A 24,208-nucleotide genomic window follows, 5' to 3' on the forward strand; every position below is an offset into this window, starting at 1 on the left:
GTACACCCCACCGTGGCATCGACCGCCGACTTCAAGAATGGGCTCGTCCTGCAGATCGACGGCCAGCTGTGGCAGATCGTCGAATTCCAGCACGTCAAGCCCGGCAAGGGCCCTGCCTTCGTGCGCACCAAGCTCAAGAACGTGGTGTCGGGCAAGGTCGTCGACAAGACCTACAACGCCGGGGTGAAGGTGGAGACCGCGACCGTCGACCGGCGCGACGCCACCTACCTGTACCGCGACGGCGCGGACTTCGTGTTCATGGATTCCGAGGACTACGAGCAGCACCCGCTGTCCGAAGCTCTGGTCGGCCGGCTGGCCGGGTTCCTGCTCGAGGGCATGCCCGTGCAGATCGCGTTCCATGACGGCACCGCGCTGTACCTGGAGCTGCCGGTGACGGTCGAGCTGTTGGTCAGCCACACCGAGCCGGGGCTGCAGGGCGACCGGTCGAGTGCGGGCACCAAGCCCGCGACGATGGAGACGGGCGCCGAGATCCAGGTGCCGCTGTTCATCAACACCGGCGACAAGCTGAAGGTGGACTCGCGGGACGGGAATTACTTGGGAAGGGTCAATGGCTGACCGGCGTGGTGACCGGGGCCGGCATCAGGCCCGCAAACGCGCGGTCGATCTGCTGTTCGAGGCAGAAGCCCGCGACATCACCCCGGCTGAGGTCGCTGAGGCGCGAAATGCGTTGGCGCAGAAGCAGACCGGCGATTGGTCTGACGATGAGGGGCTTGCGCCGCTGAATCCGTACACGGTGACGGTGGCGCGGGGCGTCACGGAGCATCGGGCGCACATCGACGATCTCATCTCCTCGCATCTGCAGGGCTGGACGCTGGATCGGCTGCCCGCCGTGGACCGCGCGATCCTGCGGGTCGCGGTGTGGGAGTTGCTGCACGCCGAGGACGTGCCCGAGCCGGTGGCCGTCGACGAGGCGGTCGAGCTGGCGAAGCGGTTGTCGACGGACGACTCGCCGGGTTTCGTCAACGGGGTGCTCGGCCAGGTGATGCTGGTGACACCGCAGATCCGGGCCGCCGCGGAGGCGGTGCGTGCGGTGAGCAACGGCACTGAGGGCGCGACCGGCGCCAACGGGTGAACTCTCGTGTTGCCCGCGATGAACTAAATGTGCGCAACCTGGACCTGACCGGGTGGGTCGGCGACCATCACAAGGGTGACGGTCTTTCCTGAAACACACTGTGTTCGCCGGCCGCACTGGTCGCTGGCGAGGACCTGGTTGTTGCAGCCGGGACGCCCGGGTTTCTTCCGCTCTTTGCCGTCGGATGCCGACGTGGTGGTTCTCGACATCGAGGACGGGCTTCCCGCTGCGGAAAAACCCGCCGGGAGACGGGCTGTCGCCGAGTGGCTGTACGGCGATGGCTCTGCCTGGGTCCGGATCAGCAGCGCGGGCACGCCGGACTGGCACGCCGACCTGGATGTGGTGGCTGCGGCGCCGGGTCTGCGCGGAATCATGCTCGCGAAGGTCGAATCCGCGCACGATGTGGTCGCGACCGCCCAGCGATTGCCGACCGGGACGCCGGTGGTCGCGTTGATCGAGTCCGCGCTCGGGATCGAGTCCGCTCTGGAGATCGCGCGCTCGTGCGCCCGAATTGCGTTCGGAATCGGAGACTTTCGTCGTGATACCGGCATGTGCGCCGATCCGATGGTGCTGGCCTACCCGCGTGCCCGCCTGGTGATCGCGAGCAGGGCGGCGGGTCTGCCTGCGCCGATCGACGGTCCGACGTTGCGCGTCAACGCCGCCGATCTGCCGCGCGACACCGAGGTGGCCAAGGCGGCAGGTATGACCGGCCGGCTGTGTCTGGACGGCGAACACGCTGGCACGATCAACGCGTTGATGAGTCCGTCATCCGATGAGATCGACAGCGCGCGTGCGACGTTGGCGCGTCTCGACGCCCCCACCAGCCAGTACGACGGCAGCGCCGGCCCCACCCGGGCCCGCGCCGAAGCGATCCTGGACCTGGCCGCGAAACTCGGAGTGCTCAGCGATAGTCCGGCAGCGCCATCGAATCCGCAGTGGTGAACCACTTCTTCTCGGCGACCGACCGGAACGGCCAACGCTGGCACCACTTCATCACCGCCGCGGTAATGACGATGTCGGACTCCTTCATCGGCGCATAACCCTCGACGCCACGCGGAAGGTCCTGACACCGGTCGACGTAGGGACGCATCACCTCTTCGTAGCGCGCCAATGCCGACGAGAGTCGATGGGTGTCGAGGTGCTCCGCGGGCCCGAGTTCCCCGGCCAGCACGTAGGCACCGACGAGCGCCAGGCTGGTGCCCATGCCCGACAGCGGAGACGCGCAGTAGCCGGCGTCGCCGACCAACGTCACCCGCCCCGCTGACCACGTCGGCATGTGCACTTGCGCGAAGGCGTCGAAGTAGAAGTCGTCGGCGTCTGCTGCGGCGGCGAGCAGTGCATCGCAGTGCCACCCCGCTCCGGCGAAACGCTCGACCAGCATCTGCCGCTGCTCGTCGATGTCGTGGCGGTCGTAGTCCAGTGGCTCGGACTGAAAAGCCAGGCCCGCCTTGGCTATTGCCGGGTCGTGCGACGGACGCATCGACGCGTTCAGGCCGCCGGGCGCCTGGAAGAGCAGGAACCAGCCGTCGAGACCGACGGTGTCCGGGGCGGTGAACCACGCGTGGTAGCCGCCGAGGGGGCGGGCGAACTTCTCTTCGGGGCCGAATGCGACGCGGCGCACGGCCGAGTGCGGCCCGTCTGCGCCGACGACGAGGTCGACGGGTAGGCGGGTGCCGTCGGCCAAGGTCGCGACGACCCTGCTCTCGTCCTGCTCGAGGCCGGTGATCGTGGCGCCGAACCGGTAATCGACGTCGTGGCGGGTGGCCTCGTAGAGCACTGCCGCGAGATCGCCGCGCAGAATCTCCAGCGACGACACCAGGCCGTTGCCGCCGAACGCGGTGACCGGCATCTCCGCCCGTCTGCTGCCATCCGACTTCACCCACGCCGCGCCGCTCTGTTCGAGCGCCCGCGCGCGCATCTGGTCGAGCAGTCCCATCCGCTCCACGACGTCGCGGCCGGTGCCGCGCAGATCCACGGTTTGGCCGCCGGGCCGGATGTCGGACGCCAATTCGAGCACGATGACCCGATAGCCCGCACGGTTCAGCCAGAAGGCCAGCGACGGACCGGCGATACCGGCACCGTTGATCAGCACGGTGGGGTTCTGCATACCCCGTAAGGTACTGCGCGCCAGCAGCTGTCAGCGTCAGGCGGAGCGTTTCGAGCGAGCACTCAGTTCGACGCCCAGTTCCACGATGTCGATGCTGAGCCCGCCTTCGATGACGCTGTAGCGCTGCCGTCGTATCGACGGTCCGGGCAGCGGTGGTGCGGTGGAGTGGTAGACCGCGCCGGTGGGGGTGGTGTAGTCGGCGCTGTGTTGGCCGTCGGAGTCGGTTGTGGTCACGTGCCAGCCGGGCGCTTCTTTGGCGTAGTTGCAGGCCGCGCAGGCGCCGAGCCCGTTGAGTGCTGAGGTTTTGCCGCCGTGGCGTGCGGGGGTGGCGTGGTCGCGGTGGCGGATCGGGGCGTCGCAGTAGGGGGTGCGACACGTCTGATCGCGCAGCCCGATGAACATGGCCAACCCGGCCGGGAAGATGCGGGCCCGTGACTCCATGGCGACGAGTTGCCCGCTCGAAGGGTGGCGGTAGAGCCGCCGCAACGTGGCTTTTGCTGCCTCGTCGGTCACCACATCGGATACCAGGTCGCGTACCACCGCCGCCGGTACCGGGCCGTAACCCTCGACCCAGCCGGGGCTGTCGTCGTCACCGAAGAGCGTGGTGTCGGCCATCACCAGGTTGACTGCGATCGGCACCGGCGCCTCGGCCGGGCGGGCGGTGACTCGGTGGTAGAGGGTCTCGGTCATGATCTGCCCGCGGGGGCGGCCATCGCCGCACAGGTCGGCCTCGCGCTTGAGCGCGGCGTACACCCCGATGCCCTGGGTCAGCGGCATGAGCGCGGTCAGGTAGACCATCCCGTTCGGTGCGGGACGCGTCGACACCGAGGCGCTCTGGGCGGCTTTTTCGTTGCGCTGCACCACCGCGGCGGCATCCAGGCGGGCGGCGATCGCGGTCGCGGCGGCCTCGATCCGGGCATTGCCCAACCCGACCAGGGCCTGCCGGTCGGCGCACAGCTCCTCATCGAGGGTCCGGCGGTCTTCGACGGTGAGGCAGGCGGATTGTTTGACGATCAGCGTGGCCCGCCACTCGGTCAACACCCCGGCTTCCAGGGCGGCCAGGGTGTGGGGCATCTCGTGCACCAGCGCCTGCGCGAAGCCGAGGTGCTGATTGCCGCGGGCCGGCGAATCCGCCCGTGCCAGCGCGACTTCCGAGGCCAACCCCCGCCCGCGTTTCCGCGCCGGCATCCCGGAAGCCGCTTCGGCGGCGCGGCGTTTCTCGGCCCACAATGCGGTGGCGCGAGCCTGCGCCGCCGCAGCTTGCGCCTTCAGTCGTTCGCAGCGGGCCACGACCTCGCGCAGCTCAGCCTCCGAGGCCGACCCGTCGAAATCGAACACCTGTGCGAGCATGCCTCAGACGGTACAAGGCCCCTCCGACAACAAGCGCCTACAACTCGAGCGCCTCGTACGTTCGTCGCACGAACTTCGGCTGCGCACTCGCGAGCTTGGCCAGCGAGGTGTTTCCCGCGACAGCCGCCGCAGCGTCTGTCGACAGGCTCGGCATGTTCTGGATGAGGTAGATCAGGATGGCGTCGGCCGTCGGGTCGGCCTGCCACCACGTGCCGTACGCCCCGGGCCACGAGAACGTGCCCACGCCGCCCGGCCCGAACAGCTGCCGCGACTTGGCCGGGTCCGTGACCACCGACAGGTTCAGGCCGAACCCGCGGCCGATCCAGAACGGCGCTCCCAGGAAGTCGTGGCGCTTCTGCTCATCGGTCAGGCGATCGGTCCGCATCGACCGCACCGATTCCTCGGACAGCACCCGCACCCCGTTCACCGTGCCGCCCGCCAGCAGCATCCGGGCGAAGGCCAGGTAGTCGTCGACCGTCGACCACAGACCCGCGCCACCCTGACAGAACGGTGGGTCCACGATGGGGGCGGGCCCCATCACGTCGTGGTGCAGCGTGTTGTCCGCGGTCAGTTGATACATCGTCGCCGCGCGTCGCCGCCCCGTCGGACCGACGTGAAAACCGGTGTCCGACATGCCCAGTGGCTCGAGGATGCGTTCGGTCAGGACCTCTGTGAGCGGTTTGCCCGCCAGGCGCGACAATACGATCCCGAGAACATCGGTCGCGTGGCTGTAGGTCATCCGCAGACCGGGTTGGTGCACCAACGGAAGCGCCGCCAGCTCGCTCAGCCAGCGGTCCTGATCCTGGCGGGCGGGCAGCTTGCGGTAGGCGTCGGACAACGGACCGCGGATCGAGAACATGTAGGCCAACCCGCTGCGATGGGTCATCAGGTCCTCGATCGTGATCGGCCGCTGGGCCGGCACGGTCCGGTCGAGCGGGCCGGCGGGATCGGCGAGCACCCGCATGTCGGCCATCTCCGGCAACCACGTCGCCAGCCGGTCAGTCAGCGCGAGTGCGCCCTCCTCGATCAGCGTCATCGCCGCGGCCACCGTCACCGGCTTGGTCATCGACGCGATACGGAACAGGGTGTCGCGCTGCATGGGCAGTGTGGCGTCGACGTCGCGGTATCCCAGTTCGTTGACCTGCAGCACCTCGCCGCCGCGCCACACGAGTGTGACGGCTCCGGCCAGCAGCCCTGCGTCGATCGCCTCGACGATGGAGGTCTGATTGCGGTCGAGGTTCATCGCGTCAGAGTAGGTCAGCGGTGCCGACATCTGCGCGCAGTGATAGCCTTGCCGCGATTTGACCGTCCTTTAACGACCGTCCCGTGAGGCGGAGAAGGAGGTCCGGGTTACACGTGGCTGCCACCACTGACCGGGAACTGATGTCCGCGGCGGACGTGAGCCGAACGATCGCCCGCATCGCCCACCAGATCATCGAGAAGACCGCTCTGGACGCGCCCGAGGCGCCGCGGGTCATCCTCCTCGGAATCCCCACTCGCGGAGTGACACTGGCCACTCGACTGGCCGCCAACATCGTCGAATTCAGCGGTACCGATGTCGCCCACGGCGCCTTGGACACCACCCTCTACCGCGACGACCTGATGTCGAAGCCGCCCCGTGCGCTCGCGCCGACCTCGATCCCGCAGGGTGGCATCGACGGCGCGCTGGTGATCCTCGTCGACGACGTGCTCTACACCGGCCGGTCGGTGCGATCGGCCCTCGACGCGCTGCGCGACCTCGGCCGACCCCGCGCGGTGCAACTCGCGGTGTTGGTCGACCGCGGTCACCGCGAACTGCCGATCCGCGCCGACTACGTCGGCAAGAACGTGCCGACGTCGCGCAGTGAGAACGTCAAGGTGCGGCTCACCGAAGACGACGGCCACGACGGCGTCCGCATCGCACCGCATGGAGGTCCGCAACGGTGAAGCACCTTTTGACGGCGGCCGATCTGAGCCGTGACGACGCGACCGCGATCCTCGACGATGCCGACCGATTCCGCGAGGCGCTGCTCGGCCGCGAGGTCAAGAAGCTGCCGACGCTGCGCGGCCGCACGATCATCACGATGTTCTACGAGAACTCCACCCGCACGCGGGTGTCGTTCGAGGTGGCGGGCAAGTGGATGAGCGCCGACGTGATCAACGTCAGTTCGTCGGGATCGTCGGTGGCCAAGGGGGAGTCGCTGCGCGACACCGCCCTGACGCTGCGCGCTGCCGGGGCCGATGCCCTGATCGTGCGCCATCCCGCCTCGGGCGCCGCGCAGCAGCTCGCCGCCTGGACCCTCGACGAGACCGGCGGACCCAGCGTGATCAACGCCGGCGACGGTACCCATGAGCACCCCACCCAGGCGCTGCTCGACGCGTTGACCATCCGGCAGCGGCTCGGCTCCGTGGACGGTAAGCGCGTGGTGATCGTCGGGGACGTCCTGCACAGCCGCGTCGCCCGTTCCAATGTGGCGCTGCTGCGCACCCTCGGTGCCGAAGTCGTGCTCGTCGCGCCGCCGACATTGCTGCCCGTCGGCGTCGCGGGCTGGCCGGTCACCGTCTCCCATGACCTCGACGCCGAACTGCCGCTCGCCGATGCGGTGCTGATGCTGCGGGTACAGGCCGAGCGGATGAACGGCGGCTTCTTCCCGTCGTCGCGGGAGTACTCGGTGCGCTACGGCCTCTCGGAGAAGCGTCAGGCGCAACTGGCCGAGCACGCGGTGGTCCTGCATCCCGGCCCGATGCTGCGCGGCATGGAGATCGCGCACTCGGTCGCCGACTCGTCGCAATCTGCAGTGCTGCAACAGGTTTCCAACGGTGTGCACGTCCGGATGGCGGTGCTGTTCCACCTGCTCGTCGGTACCGAAGTGGAGGCGATCAGCGCATGAAGGTCGTACTGAAGGGCGTGCTCCTCTACGGCGAGGGCGATCCCGTCGACGTGCTCGTCAACGACGGCCAGATCGCCGAGATCGGCTCGGGACTCACCGGTGACGACATCATCGACGCGGCCGGTCAGATCCTGCTGCCCGGCTTCGTTGACCTGCACACCCATCTGCGCGAACCCGGTCGCGAGTACGCGGAGGACATCGAAACCGGTTCGGCGGCAGCGGCACTGGGCGGATACACCGCCGTGTTCGCGATGGCGAACACCGACCCGGTGGCCGACTCCGTGGTCGTGACCGACCATGTGTGGCACCGCGGTCAGCAGGTCGGCCTGGTCGACGTGCACCCGGTCGGCGCGGTCACCGTCGGGCTGAAGGGCAAGCAGCTCACCGAGATGGGGCTGATGGCCGCCGGGGTGGGCAAGGTCCGGATGTTCTCCGACGACGGGGTGTGCGTCGACGATCCGCTGGTGATGCGCCGTGCGCTGGAGTACGCCTCCGGGTTGGGCGTGCTGATCGCCCAGCACGCCGAGGAGCCGCGGTTGACCGTGGGCGCGGTCGCGCACGAAGGTCCCACCGCCGCGCTGCTCGGCCTGGCCGGGTGGCCGCGGGCCGCCGAGGAATCCATCGTGGCCCGCGATGCGCTGCTGGCCCGCGACGCGGGCGCCCGGGTGCACATCTGCCACGCCTCCACGGCAGGCACCGTCGAGTTGATCCGGTGGGCCAAGGAACAGGGCATCGCGATCACCGCGGAGGTCACCCCGCACCACCTCCTGCTCGACGACAGCCGACTCGCCGACTACGACGGCCGCAACCGGGTCAACCCGCCGCTGCGCGAGGCTGCCGATGCCGTCGCGCTGCGCCAAGCCTTGGCTGACGGTGTGATCGACTGTGTCGCAACCGATCACGCGCCCCATGCTGAGCACGAGAAGATGTGTGAATTCGCCCATGCCCGCCCCGGCATGCTCGGGTTGCAGACCGCGCTGTCGGTGGTCGTCGAGACGATGGTGCGGCCCGGCCTGCTGACCTGGCGCGACGTCGCCAGGGTGATGAGCGAGGCGCCCGCGCGCATCGTCGGCCTGCCCGATCAGGGCCGCCCGCTGGAGGTGGGGGAGCCCGCGAACCTGACCGTCGTCGACCCGGATGCGCGATGGACGGTCACCGGCTCGGCGTTGGCCAGCCGCTCCGACAACACCCCGTACGAGGAGATGGAGTTGCCCGCCGTCGTCACCGCGACTCTGCTGCGCGGCAGGATCACCGCCCGCGACGGGAAGGCGGGCGCATGAACACCGCAACCCTGGTGGCCTCGCTGATCATGGCCGCGGTCCTGGCCCTGCTGATCGCGGTGCTGATCGGCGCGATGCTGCGCGGCTGGCGGCGGCGCGCGGAGCGGCAGGCACAACTGCTGGGTGCGCTGCCGCAGCTCCCCGACACCGTCGGCTCGGCGATCATCTCGCCGACCCGAGGCCTCTACGTGGGGTCCACCCTCGTTCCCAACTGGAACGACCGGGTCGCCGCCGCGGACCTCGGCTTCCGCGCCAAAGCCGTGCTGACGCGGTACCCCGAGGGAATCATGATGCAGCGCACCGGCGCCGGGCCGATCTGGATTCCCGACGAGATGATCACCGACATCCGAGCGGAGAAGAGCCTCGCAGGCAAAGCCCTGACCCACGACGGCATCCTGGCGATCCGCTGGCGGCTGCCCACCGGGGTGGAGATCGACACCGGCTTCCGCGCCGACAACCGGCGCGACTATTCGAAATGGCTCCCCGAGGAGGTGGCATGACGGCGAACGTGGCCGTGCTCGTGCTCGAAGACGGCAGGGTCTTCACCGGCACACCATTCGGTGCAGAAGGCGAGACGCTGGGCGAGGCGGTGTTCTCCACCGGCATGTCTGGCTATCAGGAGACCCTGACCGACCCCAGCTATCACCGCCAGATCGTGGTGGCCACGGCGCCGCAGATCGGCAACACGGGCTGGAACGACGAGGACAGCGAGAGCCGCGGCGACAAGATCTGGGTCGCCGGGTACGCCGTGCGCGACCCCTCGCCGCGTGCGTCGAACTGGCGCGCCACCGGGACCCTCGACGACGAACTGCGCCGCCAGGGTGTGGTCGGTATCGCGGGCATCGACACCCGTGCGGTGGTGCGTCATCTGCGCAGCCGTGGGTCGATGAAGGCCGGCGTGTTCTCCGGGGAAGCCCTCGCCGACACCGAGGAGCTGCTGGCCCGGGTACGCGACCAGGCCTCGATGCTCGGTGCCGACCTGGCCGGGGAGGTCAGCACCGCCGACCGCTACGTCGTGGAACCTGCAGGCACGCAACGGTTCACCGTGGTGGCACTCGATCTGGGCATCAAGACCAACACCCCCCGCAACTTCTCCGAGCGCGGCATCCGCACCCACGTGCTGCCGTCGTCGGCCGACTTCGCGGAGATCGCCGACCTGCATCCCGATGGCGTCTTCCTGTCGAACGGACCGGGCGACCCCGCCACCGCCGATCACCTGGTGGAAGTCACCAAACAGGTGATCGACGCCGGCACACCGTTGTTCGGGATCTGCTTCGGCAATCAGATCCTGGGCCGGGCGCTGGGCCGGGGCACCTACAAGATGACGTTCGGGCACCGCGGCATCAACATCCCGGTGATGGACCACGCCACCGGGCGCGTGTCGATCACCGCGCAGAACCACGGCTTCGCCCTCGAGGGGGAGGCCGGCGAAGAGTTCGACACGCCGTTCGGCACAGCGGTGGTCACCCACACGTGCGCCAACGACGGGGTCGTCGAAGGCGTGGCGCTGGCCAACGGGCGGGCGTTCTCCGTGCAGTACCACCCGGAGGCCGCAGCCGGCCCCCGCGATGCCAACTACCTGTTCGACCAATTCATCGACCTGATGGCGGGAGAGAAATAGATGCCGCGCCGTACCGATCTGAAGCACATCCTGGTCATCGGGTCCGGGCCGATCCTGATCGGTCAGGCCGCCGAGTTCGACTACTCGGGCACCCAGGCGTGCCGTGTGCTGCGCGCCGAGGGCCTGCAGGTCACGCTGATCAACTCCAACCCGGCGACGATCATGACCGACCCCGAGTACGCCGACAACACCTACGTCGAGCCGATCACGCCCGCGTTCGTCGAGAAGGTCATCGCCCAGCAGGCCGAGCGCGGCAACAAGATCGATGCCGTCCTGGCCACCCTCGGCGGGCAGACCGCGCTCAACACCGCGGTCTCGCTCTACGAGAACGGTGCCCTGGAGCGCTACGGCGTGGAGATGATCGGTGCCGACTTCGACGCCATCCAGCGCGGCGAGGACCGGCAGAAGTTCAAGGACATCGTGGCCAAGGTGGGTGGTGAATCCGCGCGCAGCCGTGTGTGTTTCACGATGGACGAGGTGCGTGACACCGTCGCCGACCTCGGCCTGCCCGTGGTCGTGCGGCCCAGCTTCACGATGGGCGGCCTGGGCTCGGGTATGGCGTACTCCGCCGAGGACGTCGAGCGGATGGCCGGCGACGGCCTGGCCGCATCCCCGTCGGCCAATGTGCTGATCGAGGAATCCATCTTCGGGTGGAAGGAATACGAGCTCGAGCTGATGCGCGACCATCACGACAACGTCGTGGTGGTGTGCTCGATCGAGAACTTCGACCCGATGGGTGTGCATACCGGGGACTCGGTGACCGTCGCGCCGGCGATGACGCTGACCGACCGCGAGTATCAGACCATGCGGACCCTGGGCATCGAGATCCTGCGTGAGGTCGGGGTCGACACCGGCGGCTGCAACATCCAGTTCGCGGTCAACCCGAAAGACGGCCGGCTCATCGTCATCGAGATGAATCCGCGCGTGTCCCGCTCGAGTGCGCTGGCATCGAAGGCGACCGGTTTCCCGATCGCCAAGATCGCCGCGAAGCTGGCCATCGGCTACACGCTCGACGAGATCGTCAACGACATCACCAAGGAGACGCCGGCCTGTTTCGAGCCGACGCTGGACTACGTCGTGGTCAAGGCGCCCCGGTTCGCGTTCGAGAAGTTCCCCGGCGCCGACGCCACGTTGACCACCACGATGAAGTCGGTCGGCGAGGCGATGTCGTTGGGCCGCAACTTCATCGAGGCGCTCGGGAAGGTGATGCGGTCCCTGGAGACCACGAAACTCGGGTTCTGGACCGGTGCCGACGACGACGCAAACGTGGACGAGGTGCTCGAGCGCCTGCGCACCCCCACCGACGGCAGGCTCTACGACATCGAATACGCGCTGCGGCTCGGCGCCGGCGTCGAAGAGGTCGCCGAGGCCTCTGGCGTCGACCCGTGGTTCGTCGACCAGATCAGCGGTCTGGTCGAGCTGCGCGCCGAGATCATCGATGCGCCGGTGCTCGGTGAGGATCTGCTGCGGCGGAGCAAGCACAACGGGCTCTCGGATCGTCAGATCGCGGCGCTGCGACCGGAGTTGGCGGGTGAGGAGGGGGTGCGTGCACTGCGCCGCCGCCTCGGCATCCATCCGGTGTACAAGACCGTCGACACCTGCGCCGCGGAGTTCGAGGCCAAGACGCCGTACCACTACAGCAGCTACGAACTCGATCCCGCCGCCGAGAGCGAGGTGGCGCCGCAGGCAGAGAAGCCCAAGGTGCTGATCCTCGGCTCCGGCCCCAACCGCATCGGGCAGGGCATCGAGTTCGACTACAGCTGTGTGCATGCGGCGACCACGCTGAGCCAGGCCGGGTTCGAGACGGTGATGGTCAACTGCAATCCGGAGACGGTCTCCACCGACTACGACACCGCCGACCGGCTCTACTTCGAGCCGCTGACCTTCGAAGACGTCCTCGAGGTCTACTTCGCCGAGCAGTACTCCGGACGCGGCGGCCCCGGCGTCGTCGGTGTCATCGTCCAGCTCGGCGGCCAGACCCCGCTGGGGCTGGCGGCGCGCCTGGAGAAGGCCGGCGTGCCGATCGTGGGCACGCTGCCCGAGGCGATCGACCTGGCCGAGGACCGCGGTCGCTTCGGCGAGGTGCTCACCAACGCCGGTCTGCCCGCACCCCGCTTCGGCATGGCGACCAGCTTCGAGCAGGCCCGCCGCATCGCGGCCGAGATCGGCTACCCGGTGCTGGTGCGGCCGTCCTACGTGCTCGGCGGGCGCGGCATGGAGATCGTCTACGACGAGGGCACCCTCGAGGGCTACATCACCCGGGCCACCCAACTCTCACCCGAGCACCCCGTGCTCGTCGACCGTTTCCTCGAAGACGCCATCGAGATCGACGTCGACGCACTGTGCGACGGCACCGAGGTCTACATCGGCGGCATCATGGAGCACATCGAGGAGGCCGGCATCCACTCCGGCGACTCTGCCTGTGCGCTACCGCCGGTGACGTTGGGCCGCAGCGACATCGAGGCCGTGCGCCGCGCCACCGAGGCGATCGCGTTCGGCGTCGGCGTGGTCGGCCTGCTCAACGTGCAGTACGCCCTCAAAGACGACGTGCTCTACGTGCTGGAGGCCAACCCCCGCGCCAGCCGTACCGTGCCGTTCGTCTCGAAGGCGACCGCGGTACCGCTGGCCAAGGCCTGCGCGCGGATCATGCTGGGCGCGACGATCGCCGGGTTGCGCGACGAAGGTCTGCTCGTCGCCGAGGGCGACGGAGCGACGGTGCCGCGCAACGCCCCGGTGGCGGTCAAGGAAGCCGTCCTGCCGTTCCACCGGTTCCGCAAGCACGACGGCAGCCAGATCGATTCGCTGCTCGGCCCGGAGATGAAGTCGACCGGAGAGGTGATGGGCATCGCCCACGACTTCGGGAGTTCGTTCGCCAAGAGTCAGACGGCCGCCTACGGCTCGCTGCCCGCCCAGGGCACCGTGTTCGTGTCGGTCGCCAACCGCGACAAGCGGTCCCTGGTGTTCCCGGTGAAGCGTCTCGCCGATCTCGGATTCCACATCCTGGCCACCGAAGGAACCGCCGAGATGTTGCGCCGCAACGGGATTCCGTGTGACGAGGTGCGCAAGCACTTCGAGGAGCCCAGCCCGGACCGGCCCCCGGTGTCGGCCGTCGACGCGATCAAGGCCGGCGACGTGCAGATGGTGATCAACACCCCGTACGGCAACTCCGGCCCGCGCATCGACGGCTACGAGATCCGCTCGGCCGCCGTGGCGATGAACATCCCGTGCGTCACCACGGTGCAGGGCGCGTCCGCGGCCGTGCAGGGGATCGAGGCCAGCATCCGCGGAGACATCGGCGTGATGTCGCTGCAGGAGCTGCACAGCGCGCTGGGGTCCTGACCGGTGGGCGGGTTCGGTGACCGGCTGTCCGACGCGATGGCCAGTCGCGGCCCGCTGTGCCCGGGCATCGACCCGCACCCCGAACTGCTTCGGGACTGGGGGTTGAGCACCGACGTCGACGGGCTGGCCCGGTTCAGCGACATCTGTGTCGCGGCGTTCGCGGGCTTCGCGGTGGTCAAGCCGCAGGTGGCGTTCTTCGAGGCCTACGGGTCGGCGGGCTTTGCGGTGTTGGAGCGCACGATCGCCGCGCTGCGCGCCGAGGGCGTGCTCGTGCTCGCCGACGCCAAACGGGGCGACATCGGCTCGACGATGGCCGCCTATGCCGCCGCCTGGGCGGGGGAGTCACCGCTGGCCGCCGACGCCGTCACGGCGTCGCCGTATCTGGGCTTCGGGTCGCTGCAGCCGCTGCTCGACACCGCCGAGGCCCACGGGCGGGGCGTGTTCGTGCTCGCGGCCACCTCCAATCCCGAGGGCGCCTCCCTGCAGCGGGCGGACGCCGGCGGGCGCACGATCGCCCAGTCGATCGTCGACGCCGCCGCCGCGGTCAACGCCGGCGGACGGAACGGGTCGGTGGGTGTGGTCGTCGGCGCGACGTTGGTCGACCCGCCCGATGTGAGCGCCCTGGGTGGGCCCGTGCTGGTGCCCGGCGTCGGGGCGCAGGGCGGCCGCCCCGAGGCGCTGGCGGGCCTGGGAGGGGCCCTGCCGGGACAACTGCTGCCCGCGGTCTCCCGCGAGGTCCTGCGGGCCGGTCCGGACCCGGCAGCGGTGCGCGCGGCAGCCGAACGCATGCGCGACGCGGTTGCCTATCTGCAGGGCTGAGCAGAGCTGCTGCGACACGCCCGAGGGCGACTGACCAGGGAAAATTTCTCGACACACCCGCCTGTGGCGGGTGTGACAACGGTTGACGAAATGGTCAGCGACGGCCGTCATCCCGAGTTCGCGAGAAAACAGCTCATGAGCAGGGGTTTCCGTCGCAGCGGTCGATTTCGGCAAGCGCTCGCCGCGCCGACGCGCCGAGCCCGCCGCTCACCCCGTTGCGCCCTACACGCTGGGCTTTTGGTCGCAGAACCCGGGGGTGGGGTTAGCTTTCGTCAGCCCGCGTGGGTACGGTCGTCCACGCTGGCTGGTTCGCGATCCACCACGACCAGTCGAGAGAAAAACAGATGGTGACGATACGGAGGAACCCGTGGCCCTTCCCCAGTTGACCGACGAACAGCGCGCGGCAGCGTTGGAGAAGGCTGCTGCCGCACGTCGAGCGCGTGCCGAGCTCAAGGATCGGCTCAAGCGCGGCGGCACCAACCTCAAGCAGGTCCTCAAGGACGCCGAGACCGACGAGGTCCTGGGCAAGATGAAGGTCTCCGCTCTGCTGGAGGCTCTGCCCAAGGTCGGCAAGGTCAAGGCGCAGGAGATCATGACCGAGCTCGAGATCGCCCCGACCCGCAGGCTGCGTGGCCTGGGTGATCGCCAGCGCAAGGCCCTGCTGGAAAAGTTCGACTTCTCGTAAAGGGAGGTCAGTGAGCGAAGGCGGGGGGCCGGATACGCACCCACGGGCTCCGGTCCTGGTGCTGTCCGGCCCATCTGCCGTCGGTAAATCGACCGTCGTGAAATGCGTGCGGGATCGCGTCGCCGACCTGCACTTCAGCGTGTCGGTGACCACCCGGGCGCCGCGGCCGGGCGAGATCGACGGCATCGACTATTCGTTTGTCTCGCCCGAGCGATTCCAGCAGCTCATCGACGATGGTGAGCTGCTGGAGTGGGCGGAGATCCACGGCGGCTTACACCGTTCCGGTACGCCGGCCGCCCCGGTCCGCGCCGCCACGGCGGAGGGCCGTCCCGTACTGATCGAGGTCGATCTGGCCGGGGCGCGGGCGGTGAAGGCCGCCATGCCGGAGGCGTTGACGGTGTTCCTCGCGCCACCCAGCTGGGAGGCACTGGAGCACCGATTGACCGGCCGCGGCACCGAGACTGCCGAGGTGATGGCCCGCCGACTGGCGACCGCCCGCACCGAATTGGCCGCTCAGGGCGACTTCGACGAGGTCGTCGTCAACACGGAAGTGGAATCGGCGTGCGCTGCGTTGGTATCCTTGCTGGTGGCCCGCACACCGGTGCGTCCCGATCAGTCTTGATCAGTAGTGAATTTCTCGATTCGAATCGCCAGGAGATCTTTTTCGTGAGCACCCCGCACGCCGACACGCGGCTGGCCGCCGTGGACCTCGATCCGTCCGCCGCCAGCGCCTACGACACGCCGTTGGGCATCACCAACCCGCCCATCGACGAGTTGCTGGACCGCGCGTCGAGCAAGTACGCGCTGGTGATCTACGCAGCCAAACGTGCACGTCAGATCAACGATTACTACAACCAGCTCGGTGACGGGATCCTCGAGTACGTCGGCCCGCTCGTCGAGCCGGGACTGCAGGAGAAGCCGCTCTCGATCGCGATGCGCGAGATCCACGAGGACCTGCTCGAGCACACCGAGGGCGAGTAGAAGCGGCTGCGGCCCACCATGGCCGATCGCAAGCGGATCATCGTCGGCGTCGCCGGCGGCATCGCCGCCTACAAGGCGGCGACCGTGGTCCGCCAGCTCACCGAGGCCGGCCACTCCGTACGGGTGGTGCCCACTGAATCCGCACTCAAGTTCGTCGGCGCGGCCACCTTCGAGGCACTGTCCGGTAATCCCGTGCACACGGGCGTCTTCGACGACGTCCACGAAGTCCCGCATGTTCGGATCGGGCAGGGTGCCGACCTCGTCGTCGTGGCACCGGCCACCGCTGACCTGCTGGCCCGCGCCACGATCGGGCGCGCCGACGACCTGCTCACCGCGACGCTGCTGACCGCGCGATGTCCGGTGCTGTACGCACCCGCGATGCACACCGAGATGTGGTTCCACCCGGCGACGGTCGAGAACGTCGCGACCCTGCGGCGCCGCGGCGCGGTGGTGATGGAACCCGCGTCGGGCCGGCTCACCGGCGCCGACACCGGTCCCGGCCGACTACCGGAGGCCGAGGAGATCAGCACCCTGGCCCAGCTGCTCCTGGCGCGCGGCGACGCGCTGCCCTACGACCTGGCCGGGGTGAAGGTGCTGGTGACCGCCGGCGGCACCCGCGAGCCGATCGATCCCGTCCGGTTCATCGGTAACCGCAGTTCAGGCAAACAGGGCTATGCACTGGCCCGCGTGATGGCCCAGCGCGGCGCGGACGTGACGCTGATCGCCGGGCACACCGCCGGGCTGATCGATCCGGCCGGCGTGCACGTCGAGCACGTCGGGTCGGCCACCCAGCTCCGCGACGCGGTGTCCAAGCATGCCGCGGCGGCCAACGTGCTGGTGATGGCGGCGGCGGTCGCCGATTTCCGGCCCGCCAACCCGGTGCTCACCAAGATCAAGAAGGGCCCGGCCGGCGAGGGTGAGCCCACCATCGAGCTGATCCGCAACGACGACGTGCTCGCCGGCGCGGTGCGCGCCCGCGACGACGGGCAACTACCCAACATGCGTGCCATCGTCGGCTTCGCCGCAGAAACCGGCGACGCCAACGGAGACGTGCTGTTCCACGCGCGCGCCAAGCTCGCCCGCAAAGGGTGCGATCTTCTCGTCGTCAACGCCGTCGGCGAGAACCGGGCCTTCGAGGTCGACCACAACGACGGCTGGCTACTGTCCGCCGACGGCACGGAGGCCGCGCTGGAGCACGGTTCGAAGACGGTGATGGCGAGCCGTATTGTGGACGCGATCGCCGGCTTCCTGCAGAGCAGGTGAGCGGCGAACGACAGGCAAGGCGTGCGCATAAGGGTTGCGCGCCACCGGGGGACACGCTTGGGTGCTTAAGGCGCCGCCGTGTGCCAGCACAGACAGTGGAACTGAAAGGGATCGCACGTGAGTGATGCTCGGCTGTTTACCAGTGAGTCGGTGACCGAGGGGCACCCGGACAAGATCTGTGACGCGATCAGCGATTCGGTGCTCGACGCACTGCTGGCCGGCGATCCGAAGTCCCGTGTGGCGGTCGAGACCCTGGTCACGACCGGCCAGGTGCACGTGGTGGGCGAGGTGACGACCACGGCCAAGGAGGCCTTCGCCGACATCACCAACACCGTGCGCGCTCGCATCCTCGACATCGGCTACGACCACTCCGACAAGGGCTTCGACGGGGCCACCTGCGGTGTGAACATCGGGATCGGCGCGCAGTCGCCCGACATCGCCCAGGGCGTGGACACCGCCCACGAAACCCGCGTCGAGGGCGCGGCCGACCCGCTGGACTCCCAGGGCGCCGGCGACCAGGGCCTGATGTTCGGCTATGCGATCGCCGACACCCCCGAGTTGATGCCGCTGCCGATCGCCCTGGCACACCGCCTGTCTCGCAAGCTGACCGAGGTCCGCAAGAACGGCACGCTCGATTACCTGCGTCCCGACGGCAAGACGCAGGTCACCGTGCAGTACGACGGAACGACTCCGGTGCGCCTGGACACCGTGGTGCTGTCCACCCAGCACGCGGACGGCATCGAGCTGGACAGCCAGCTCGCGCCGGAGATCAAGCAGCACGTGATCGACGCGGTGTTGACCGAGCTCGGCCACGAGACGCTGGACACCTCGAATCCCCGCATCCTGGTCAACCCGACCGGCAAGTTCGTCCTCGGCGGACCGATGGGCGATGCGGGCCTGACCGGCCGGAAGATCATCGTCGACACGTACGGCGGCTGGGCCCGCCACGGTGGCGGCGCCTTCTCCGGCAAGGACCCGTCCAAGGTGGACCGCTCGGCCGCCTATGCGATGCGCTGGGTCGCCAAGAACGTCGTCGCCGCCGGCCTGGCCGAGCGTGTCGAGGTCCAGATCGCCTACGCGATCGGCAAGGCCGCCCCGGTGGGTCTGTTCGTGGAGACGTTCGGCTCCGAGACCGTCGACCCGGTGAAGATCGAGAAGGCCATCCTCGAGGTGTTCGACCTGCGTCCGGGTGCGATCGTCCGCGATCTCGACCTGCTGCGGCCGATCTACGCGCCGACCGCGGCCTACGGCCACTTCGGCCGCACCGACATCGATCTGCCGTGGGAGCAGCTGAACAAGGTCGACGACTTGAAGAGCGCCGTCTGACCTACTGCAGCGCTGTGCGCAATGCGTCCAGCGCCCGATCGGTGACCTCCGTCGCCGCAGGCACGACGCCGTAGTAGCCGAGGAAGCCGTGCACCAGCGTGTCGGCGGTGTACAGCTCGGCGTCGACCCCTGCGGCGGTGAGCAGCTCGGCGTAGCGGGCGCCGTCGTCGCGTAACGGGTCGTGGCCTGCGACGACGATGTGTGCCGGCGCCAGACCGGTGAGGTCGCCCCGGGCGGGGACGAGCGTGGCGGGCGGCTGCGTCAGGTCGGTGTCGCCGACGTACCAGCGGGTGAACCCCTTGCATTCGGCCAGCCCGAGGATCGGGGCATCGGCGTTCTCGGTGAACGACGGCAACGACGTGTCGAAGGTCGTCGACGGATACCACAGCAGCTGGAACCGCAGCGGGATGCCGCTGTCGCGGGCCTGCTGGGCGACCACCGCGGCCAGGTTGCCGCCGGCGGAATCGCCGGCCACCGCGACGCGCGACGGGTCGCCGCCGTAGTCGCCCGCCCGGTCGGCCACCCACTGAGCGGCCGCCCAGACGTCCTCGACCGCCGCCGGGTACGGATGTTCCGGTGCGAGCCGGTAGTCGACCGACACCACCAGCGCCTCGGCACGCACGGCGTGCAGGCGCGCCGCCGCGTCGTAGGTGTCGAGGTCACCCACCGACCACCCTCCGCCGTGGATGAAGATCACCACCGGCAGCACCGCCGCGTCGGTCGCCGGCCGGTAGATGCGGACGGGCACCGGGCCTGCGGGTCCGGTGATGCTCTGCTCGGTCGTCGTGACCTCCGGGAACACCTCCGCCCGCGGCAGCTCGGCGAAACGGCGCCGCGCGGACTCCGGCCCGCCGTCGGTGGTCAGTCGGAACGGCACCGCGTCGAGCACCTTCGCGAGCACGGGATCGAGGTCAGCCATGGCCCACACGGTAGCCGCCGCGGTTTTAGTAGGTTCGCACCTGTGACGACTCGCCGTACCGCCCTGTGGGGAGCCGCAGCCGCGGTGGCCGCTGCGTACGGGGTGTTCCTGATCGTCACGGCGACGCAGGTCCCCGCCGGTACCGAGCTCACGGGACGGTTCGGCGCCCAGCCTGCGGTCAAGGCGCTGGCCGCGGTCCTGCTCGCCGCCGCGGCGCTCACCCACCCGATCGCGCGCGAGCGGCGCTGGCTGGTGGGGGCGCTGCTGTTCTCCGCCGCGGGTGACTTCCTGCTGGCGATGCCGTGGTGGGAGCCGTCGTTCGTGCTGGGGCTCGCTGCGTTCCTGGTGGCGCACGTGTGCTTCCTGGTCACGCTGTGGCCGCTCGTGAGGGCCACGCCGGTCCGCGGGGCCGCGGCCGGGGTGACCGTGCTGGCCTGCGCGGGCCTGCTGGTGTGGTTCTGGCCGCGGCTGGTGGCCGACGGGATGGCGGTGCCGGTGACGGCGTACATCGCGGTGCTGGGCGCGATGGTGTGCACGGCGCTGCTCGCCGACCTACCGACCCCGTGGACCGCCATGGGCGCGGTGTGTTTCGCGGTGTCCGACGCGATGATCGGCATCGGCCGGTTCGTTCTCGGCGACGAGACGCTGGCGGTGCCGATCTGGTGGGTCTACGCGGCGTCACTGCTGCTGATCAGCGCGGGTGTGCTGTTCGGCCGGTCGTCCGAGCCCTCTGCTAGACCTGCGGGGTGACCGTCGGACGGCAGGCAGCCGAGCACGAGCCCATCGCGCGGGTGCTGCCGATGCTCACGGTGCCGCACCTGGATCGGGAGTTCGACTACCTGGTCGCCGCGGAGATGTCCGACGACGCCCAGCCGGGGGTTCGGGTCAAGGTGCGGTTCAACGGTCGACTCGTCGACGCGTTCGTGCTGGAACGCCGGTCGGAGACCGACCACACCGGCCGGCTCGGCTGGTTGGAGAAGGTGGTGTCCGCGCAGCCGGTGCTGACGCACGACGTGCGCCGGCTCGTCGACGCCGTCGCCGCGCGGTACGCCGGCACTCGCGCCGACGTGCTGCGGCTGGCGATCCCGCCGCGGCACGCGACCGTCGAGAAGAAGCCGCCGGTGCCGCTGGACCCCTTGGTCGCGGCCGAGGTCGACGCCGCCGCGTGGTCGGCCTACAGCGGCGGCGCGCAGTTCATCGGAGCGCTGCGGGACGGCCGCGCCGCTCGCGCGGTGTGGCAGGCGCTGCCGGGCGATGCGTGGGCGGCGCGGCTGGCCGAGGCCGCGGCGGTGACGGTGCACGCGGGCCGGTCGGTGCTCGCCGTGGTCCCCGATCAGCGCGACGTCGACCGGCTCGCAGCGGCGTGCGGTGAACTCGTCGACGCCCGGCGGGTGGTGGCGCTGTCAGCCGGGTTGGGCCCCTCGGAGCGGTATCGCCGGTGGCTCGCGGTGCTGCGCGGCGACGCCCGGGTGGTCATCGGGACGCGCAGTGCCGTGTTCGCGCCGGTGGTCGACCTCGGCCTGGTGCTGATGTGGGACGACGGCGATGATTCGCTGGCCGAACCGCGCGCTCCGTATCCGCATGCCCGCGAGGTCGCGATGCTGCGCGCACACCAGGTGCGCTGCGCTGCGGTCATCGGTGGCCACGCGCGCACCGCCGAGGCGCAGGCGCTGGTTCGCAGCGGGTGGGCCCACGATCTGACCGCGCCTCGGCAGACGGTCCGGACGTGCTCGCCGCGGGTGATCGCGCTCGAGGACAGCGCCTACGCGCAGGAGCGCGACGCAGCCGCCCGTACGGCGCGGCTGCCGTCGGTCGCACTCGACGCCGCCCGCGCCGCCCTGAAAGTCGACGCACCGGTGCTGGTGCAGGTGCCGCGGCGCGGATACGTGCCTGCGCTGTCGTGCGCGCGCTGCCGCACCGTCGCGCGCTGCCGGCACTGCACCGGCCCGCTGTCGCTGGCCAGTCGTGACGCGGCCGGGGCGGTGTGCCGGTGGTGTGGACGTGAAGAGCTCGCGCTGCGCTGCGCACGGTGTGGCTCGGACGCGGTGCGTGCGGTGGTGGTCGGGGCCCGGCGCACCGCCGAGGAACTGGGTCGGGCGTTCCCGGGCATCGCGGTGGTCACCTCCGGCGGTGAGGCCGTGGTGGAGTCCGTGCCGCAGCGCGCGGCGGTGGTCGTCGCCACCCCGGGCGTCGAGCCCGTCGCCACCGGCGGGTACGGAGCGGCCCTGCTGCTCGACAGCTGGGCGCTGCTGGGCCGGCAGGACCTGCGCGCGGCCGAGGACACGCTGCGCCGGTGGATGTCGGCGGCGGCGCTGGTCCGCCGCCGCGGAGACGGGGGAGTCGTGGTCGTGGTCGCCGAGTCCGCGATCCCGACCGTGCAGGCGCTGATCCGCTGGGACCCGGTCGGCCACGCCGACGACGAACTCGAAGGGCGTGCGGAGGTGGGGCTGCCGCCCGCGGTGCACATGGCCGCCGTCGACGGCGCCGCCGACGCGGTCCACGCGCTGCTCGACGGCGCCGCCCTGCCGGCGGGTGCGGATCTGCTCGGGCCTGTGGATCTTCCGGTGGGCGTGCGCCGGCCGCCCGGCGTCGCACCCGAGCACCCGGTGATCCGCATGCTGGTGCGCGCGGCACGGTCCGACGGCCTGGCATTGGCCGCGGCCCTGCGCAAGGCCACCGCGGTGCACAGCGCGCGCCACGACCACGAGCCGGTACGTATCCAGATCGATCCGTTGCACATAGGGTGATGCGCATGTCCGTGCGGCGGCTGATCAAGGCGTCGATCCCGCTGTTGCTCATCGCATTCGGGCTGCTGTGGCCACTGCTGTTCACCGGCGGGAGCGGCGACGGTCCGGCGCTCGAGGATCCCGTGGTGATCAGCGACTACCGCATGACCGCCACGGTGGATGCGGCCGGGGACATGACCGCGGTCGAGACCATCACCGCGCAGGTCTACACCACGGATCGGCACGGCATCTTCCGGTACTGGGATATGGCCAACCGCAACGACTCTCACCTTCGCCAGCCGCCGGAGATCACCTCCATCGCGTTGGACGGCGCACCGGTGCCCTATCAGATGCTGTGGGAGGACGGCAGACGCTTCCGTGTCGCGAAGATCGGTGACCCCGATCGGACACTGTCCGACGGTGGCCATGTCTTCGAGATCGCCTACCGCATCCGCGGGGTACTGGATCCGGGCGCCACCGGGGCCGATCACCGGTTCGCCCAGACCGTCGGCGCGCAAGAAAGCTCGCCGTCGGTGTTCTTCTGGAACGTCATCGCCCCGTCGTGGAACAACCGCATCGACCGGGCGGAGATCTCCGTGAGGCTGCCGGGTGCGGTCGGCGCGGTGCAGTGTTCGGTCGGCGCCGGCGTCGGACGTGCATGCGATGACCTGCGTGCTTCCGGCGACACCGTGGTGGCGACGGCGTCACAGCTCCCGCCGCGCACACCGGTCACCCTGCGCGCGGGCGTGGACGTGCAGACACCTCTCCGCTCGACACTGCCGTGGCCCTACACGTGGGACCGCATTCTCGGGCAGTCGGTCACCGGCGCGCTGTGGCTGCTCGGGCTCACCCTCGCCGCCGGGGCGGGGGCGGTGCTGTGGTTGCGCAGCGTGACCGAGCCGTCGCCGGGGTTCCCGCTGCAGTACGCGCCCCCGCCGGGGCTGGGGCCGGTACAGGTCGAGTACATCCGCACCGAGGCCGTGCCCGAGAACGGCCTGACGGCGACGTTGTTCTACCTCGCCGAGCGCAAACTCATCACGCTGCAGCAGCTGGGTGACAAAGAATGGAGGCTGCGCAGCATCGCCGAGCCCGGTCAGTGGTCGGGGCTCGACCCTGTCACCCTGGCCGTCGCCTCCCGGTTGAAGCTGATGAACTCCGGTAGCGAGTTCACGGCGAAGAAGACCGCGACGTCGGGGCAGAAGCTCAGCAAGGCCAAGGAAGACATGACGAAGGCCGTGCTGGCGTGGGCTCGCGATGGGGGTCTGCTGGTGGCACGCAGGAAGGAGCTGTGGCTGCGCGCGGCCAACGCGGTCGCGTTCCTGCTGATGCTCTGCGGCTTCTTCCGTTGGGGCTTCCCGATCACGCTGTGGGCGTTGCCCTTCGCGGTGTTCTTCGTGCTGACCGCGGCGTCGTGGCGCGACGGAGTGGGTTTCCGGCGCACCGCGGCAGGGCGCGAACTGTGGTCGCGCGCCGGTGGCTTCCATCGCGTGCTCGCGACGGACTCGGCCGAGACCCGCTTCGATTTCGCGGCCCGGCGTGATCTCTACACGGCGTACGTCCCGTTCGCGGTCGCGGGCGGAGTCGCGGCCGCGTGGGCCAAGAAGTACCAGGCCTACACGAACACCGCTGCACCGCAACCTGATTGGTACGTCTCCTCGAGTCCGTCGACGTCGTACTCGGCGGCGGGCAGCTCGGGTGGCGCGAACTTCGACAGTTTCGAATCGGCGTTGTCGTCGTCGATCGGCGCCTACACCGCCTCGCAGTCGTCGTCCTCGTCATCCTCCTCGGGTGGTGGTGGCGGCTTCAGCGGCGGTGGCGGCGGCGGGGGC

General features: G+C 69.7%; 22 protein-coding genes. 18 read left to right on the forward strand and 4 right to left on the reverse strand.

Features of this window, described 5'->3' with window-relative positions:
• The first annotated feature begins 12 nt into the window (after positions 1-12).
• The 3 genes from efp (at position 13) to DMB80_RS06220 (ending at position 2,035) form a co-directional block, all read left to right on the forward strand.
• Positions 13-576 carry an elongation factor P gene (efp, locus tag DMB80_RS06210; RefSeq protein WP_111509025.1) on the forward strand — a complete coding sequence of 188 codons (564 nt, stop codon included), beginning with the start codon at positions 13-15 and terminating at the stop codon, positions 574-576.
• Positions 569-1,093 carry a transcription antitermination factor NusB gene (gene nusB / locus DMB80_RS06215; RefSeq protein WP_111509026.1) on the forward strand — a complete coding sequence of 175 codons (525 nt, stop codon included), beginning with the start codon at positions 569-571 and terminating at the stop codon, positions 1,091-1,093. Before efp ends, nusB begins: the two co-directional genes overlap by 8 nt.
• Positions 1,094-1,285: 192 nt before the next feature.
• Positions 1,286-2,035, forward strand: coding sequence for an HpcH/HpaI aldolase/citrate lyase family protein (locus DMB80_RS06220; RefSeq protein WP_338043856.1), 750 nt, complete (start codon positions 1,286-1,288; stop codon positions 2,033-2,035).
• On the opposite strand, the gene DMB80_RS06225 is transcribed toward DMB80_RS06220, so the two are convergent.
• The 3 genes from DMB80_RS06225 to DMB80_RS06235 are packed head-to-tail and all read right to left on the reverse strand — an operon-like array spanning position 1,995 to position 5,793.
• Positions 1,995-3,200 (reverse strand): FAD-dependent monooxygenase, encoded by a 1,206-nt coding sequence (locus DMB80_RS06225; protein ID WP_111509028.1) that lies wholly within the window; start codon positions 3,198-3,200, stop codon positions 1,995-1,997. The two genes, DMB80_RS06220 and DMB80_RS06225, sit on opposite strands and share 41 nt — an antisense overlap.
• Positions 3,201-3,236: 36 nt before the next feature.
• A complete protein-coding gene (locus DMB80_RS06230) occupies positions 3,237-4,550 on the reverse strand; it encodes an HNH endonuclease (protein WP_111509029.1) in 1,314 nt (437 codons plus the stop codon).
• Between the two features lie 37 nt (positions 4,551-4,587).
• Positions 4,588-5,793, reverse strand: coding sequence for a serine hydrolase domain-containing protein (locus tag DMB80_RS06235; protein ID WP_111509067.1), 1,206 nt, complete (start codon positions 5,791-5,793; stop codon positions 4,588-4,590).
• A gap of 113 nt (positions 5,794-5,906) precedes the next feature.
• Between DMB80_RS06235 and pyrR the strand changes: the two genes are divergently transcribed.
• The 12 genes from pyrR (at position 5,907) to metK (ending at position 18,734) form a co-directional block, all read left to right on the forward strand.
• On the forward strand, positions 5,907-6,476 hold the full coding sequence (gene pyrR / locus DMB80_RS06240) for a bifunctional pyr operon transcriptional regulator/uracil phosphoribosyltransferase PyrR (protein ID WP_111509030.1): 570 nt from the start codon (positions 5,907-5,909) through the stop codon (positions 6,474-6,476).
• Positions 6,473-7,420: an aspartate carbamoyltransferase catalytic subunit gene (locus DMB80_RS06245; RefSeq protein ID WP_111509031.1), complete on the forward strand. Its 948-nt coding sequence runs from the start codon at positions 6,473-6,475 to the stop codon at positions 7,418-7,420. The genes pyrR and DMB80_RS06245 overlap by 4 nt, the downstream gene beginning before the upstream one ends.
• Positions 7,417-8,700: a dihydroorotase gene (locus tag DMB80_RS06250; protein WP_111509032.1), complete on the forward strand. Its 1,284-nt coding sequence runs from the start codon at positions 7,417-7,419 to the stop codon at positions 8,698-8,700. Before DMB80_RS06245 ends, DMB80_RS06250 begins: the two co-directional genes overlap by 4 nt.
• Positions 8,697-9,200, forward strand: a complete 504-nt coding sequence (locus tag DMB80_RS06255) for a PH-like domain-containing protein (RefSeq protein ID WP_046365764.1) — start codon at positions 8,697-8,699, stop codon at positions 9,198-9,200. Before DMB80_RS06250 ends, DMB80_RS06255 begins: the two co-directional genes overlap by 4 nt.
• Positions 9,197-10,321 (forward strand): glutamine-hydrolyzing carbamoyl-phosphate synthase small subunit, encoded by a 1,125-nt coding sequence (gene carA, locus DMB80_RS06260; RefSeq protein WP_111509033.1) that lies wholly within the window; start codon positions 9,197-9,199, stop codon positions 10,319-10,321. Before DMB80_RS06255 ends, carA begins: the two co-directional genes overlap by 4 nt.
• A complete protein-coding gene (gene carB / locus DMB80_RS06265) occupies positions 10,322-13,660 on the forward strand; it encodes a carbamoyl-phosphate synthase large subunit (protein WP_111509034.1) in 3,339 nt (1,112 codons plus the stop codon). It begins immediately after the preceding gene.
• A 3-nt stretch (positions 13,661-13,663) separates the two neighbouring features.
• On the forward strand, positions 13,664-14,479 hold the full coding sequence (gene pyrF, locus DMB80_RS06270; protein ID WP_111509035.1) for an orotidine-5'-phosphate decarboxylase: 816 nt from the start codon (positions 13,664-13,666) through the stop codon (positions 14,477-14,479).
• 367 nt (positions 14,480-14,846) lie between these two features.
• On the forward strand, positions 14,847-15,164 hold the full coding sequence (mihF, locus tag DMB80_RS06275; RefSeq protein ID WP_003932123.1) for an integration host factor, actinobacterial type: 318 nt from the start codon (positions 14,847-14,849) through the stop codon (positions 15,162-15,164).
• A gap of 10 nt (positions 15,165-15,174) precedes the next feature.
• Positions 15,175-15,786, forward strand: coding sequence for a guanylate kinase (gene gmk, locus DMB80_RS06280; RefSeq protein ID WP_046365760.1), 612 nt, complete (start codon positions 15,175-15,177; stop codon positions 15,784-15,786).
• Positions 15,787-15,830: 44 nt separating this feature from the next.
• Positions 15,831-16,145 (forward strand): DNA-directed RNA polymerase subunit omega, encoded by a 315-nt coding sequence (gene rpoZ, locus DMB80_RS06285; RefSeq protein WP_043408498.1) that lies wholly within the window; start codon positions 15,831-15,833, stop codon positions 16,143-16,145.
• Between the two features lie 18 nt (positions 16,146-16,163).
• Complete coding sequence (coaBC, locus tag DMB80_RS06290; RefSeq protein WP_111509036.1) at positions 16,164-17,408, forward strand: bifunctional phosphopantothenoylcysteine decarboxylase/phosphopantothenate--cysteine ligase CoaBC; 1,245 nt, start codon at positions 16,164-16,166, stop codon at positions 17,406-17,408.
• A gap of 117 nt (positions 17,409-17,525) precedes the next feature.
• Complete coding sequence (gene metK / locus DMB80_RS06295) at positions 17,526-18,734, forward strand: methionine adenosyltransferase (RefSeq protein ID WP_111509037.1); 1,209 nt, start codon at positions 17,526-17,528, stop codon at positions 18,732-18,734.
• A gap of 1 nt (position 18,735) precedes the next feature.
• Here the strand turns inward: metK and DMB80_RS06300 are convergent, their stop codons facing one another.
• A complete protein-coding gene (locus DMB80_RS06300; RefSeq protein WP_111509068.1) occupies positions 18,736-19,653 on the reverse strand; it encodes an alpha/beta hydrolase in 918 nt (305 codons plus the stop codon).
• 42 nt (positions 19,654-19,695) lie between these two features.
• On the opposite strand from DMB80_RS06300, the gene DMB80_RS06305 reads away from it, so the two are divergent.
• The 3 genes from DMB80_RS06305 to DMB80_RS06315 form a co-directional block, all read left to right on the forward strand.
• Entirely contained in the window at positions 19,696-20,403 is a 708-nt protein-coding gene (locus DMB80_RS06305) for a lysoplasmalogenase (RefSeq protein ID WP_111509038.1), read from the forward strand.
• A 50-nt stretch (positions 20,404-20,453) separates the two neighbouring features.
• Entirely contained in the window at positions 20,454-22,400 is a 1,947-nt protein-coding gene (locus DMB80_RS06310) for a primosomal protein N' (protein WP_111509069.1), read from the forward strand.
• Between the two features lie 5 nt (positions 22,401-22,405).
• Positions 22,406-24,208: DUF2207 domain-containing protein (locus tag DMB80_RS06315; protein ID WP_111509070.1), on the forward strand; the 1,803-nt coding region annotated here is incomplete at its 3' end.

Origin of the sequence: Mycobacterium kyogaense (assembly GCF_003254575.1) — a bacterium.
GTDB lineage: Bacteria > Actinomycetota > Actinomycetes > Mycobacteriales > Mycobacteriaceae > Mycobacterium > Mycobacterium kyogaense.

What these genes read in the sequence shown, in the direction of transcription:
- DMB80_RS06300 (WP_111509068.1), bottom strand. Translation starts at nt 19,653, where the DNA reads ATGGCTGACCTCGATCCCGTGCTCGCGAAGGTGCTCGACGCGGTGCCG.
- nusB (WP_111509026.1), top strand. Translation starts at nt 569, where the DNA reads ATGGCTGACCGGCGTGGTGACCGGGGCCGGCATCAGGCCCGCAAACGC.
- coaBC (WP_111509036.1), top strand. Translation starts at nt 16,164, where the DNA reads ATGGCCGATCGCAAGCGGATCATCGTCGGCGTCGCCGGCGGCATCGCC.
- DMB80_RS06225 (WP_111509028.1), bottom strand. Translation starts at nt 3,200, where the DNA reads ATGCAGAACCCCACCGTGCTGATCAACGGTGCCGGTATCGCCGGTCCG.
- DMB80_RS06235 (WP_111509067.1), bottom strand. Translation starts at nt 5,793, where the DNA reads ATGAACCTCGACCGCAATCAGACCTCCATCGTCGAGGCGATCGACGCA.
- DMB80_RS06230 (WP_111509029.1), bottom strand. Translation starts at nt 4,550, where the DNA reads ATGCTCGCACAGGTGTTCGATTTCGACGGGTCGGCCTCGGAGGCTGAG.
- DMB80_RS06250 (WP_111509032.1), top strand. Translation starts at nt 7,417, where the DNA reads ATGAAGGTCGTACTGAAGGGCGTGCTCCTCTACGGCGAGGGCGATCCC.
- DMB80_RS06310 (WP_111509069.1), top strand. Translation starts at nt 20,454, where the DNA reads ATGCTCACGGTGCCGCACCTGGATCGGGAGTTCGACTACCTGGTCGCC.
- carA (WP_111509033.1), top strand. Translation starts at nt 9,197, where the DNA reads ATGACGGCGAACGTGGCCGTGCTCGTGCTCGAAGACGGCAGGGTCTTC.
- carB (WP_111509034.1), top strand. Translation starts at nt 10,322, where the DNA reads ATGCCGCGCCGTACCGATCTGAAGCACATCCTGGTCATCGGGTCCGGG.
- DMB80_RS06255 (WP_046365764.1), top strand. Translation starts at nt 8,697, where the DNA reads ATGAACACCGCAACCCTGGTGGCCTCGCTGATCATGGCCGCGGTCCTG.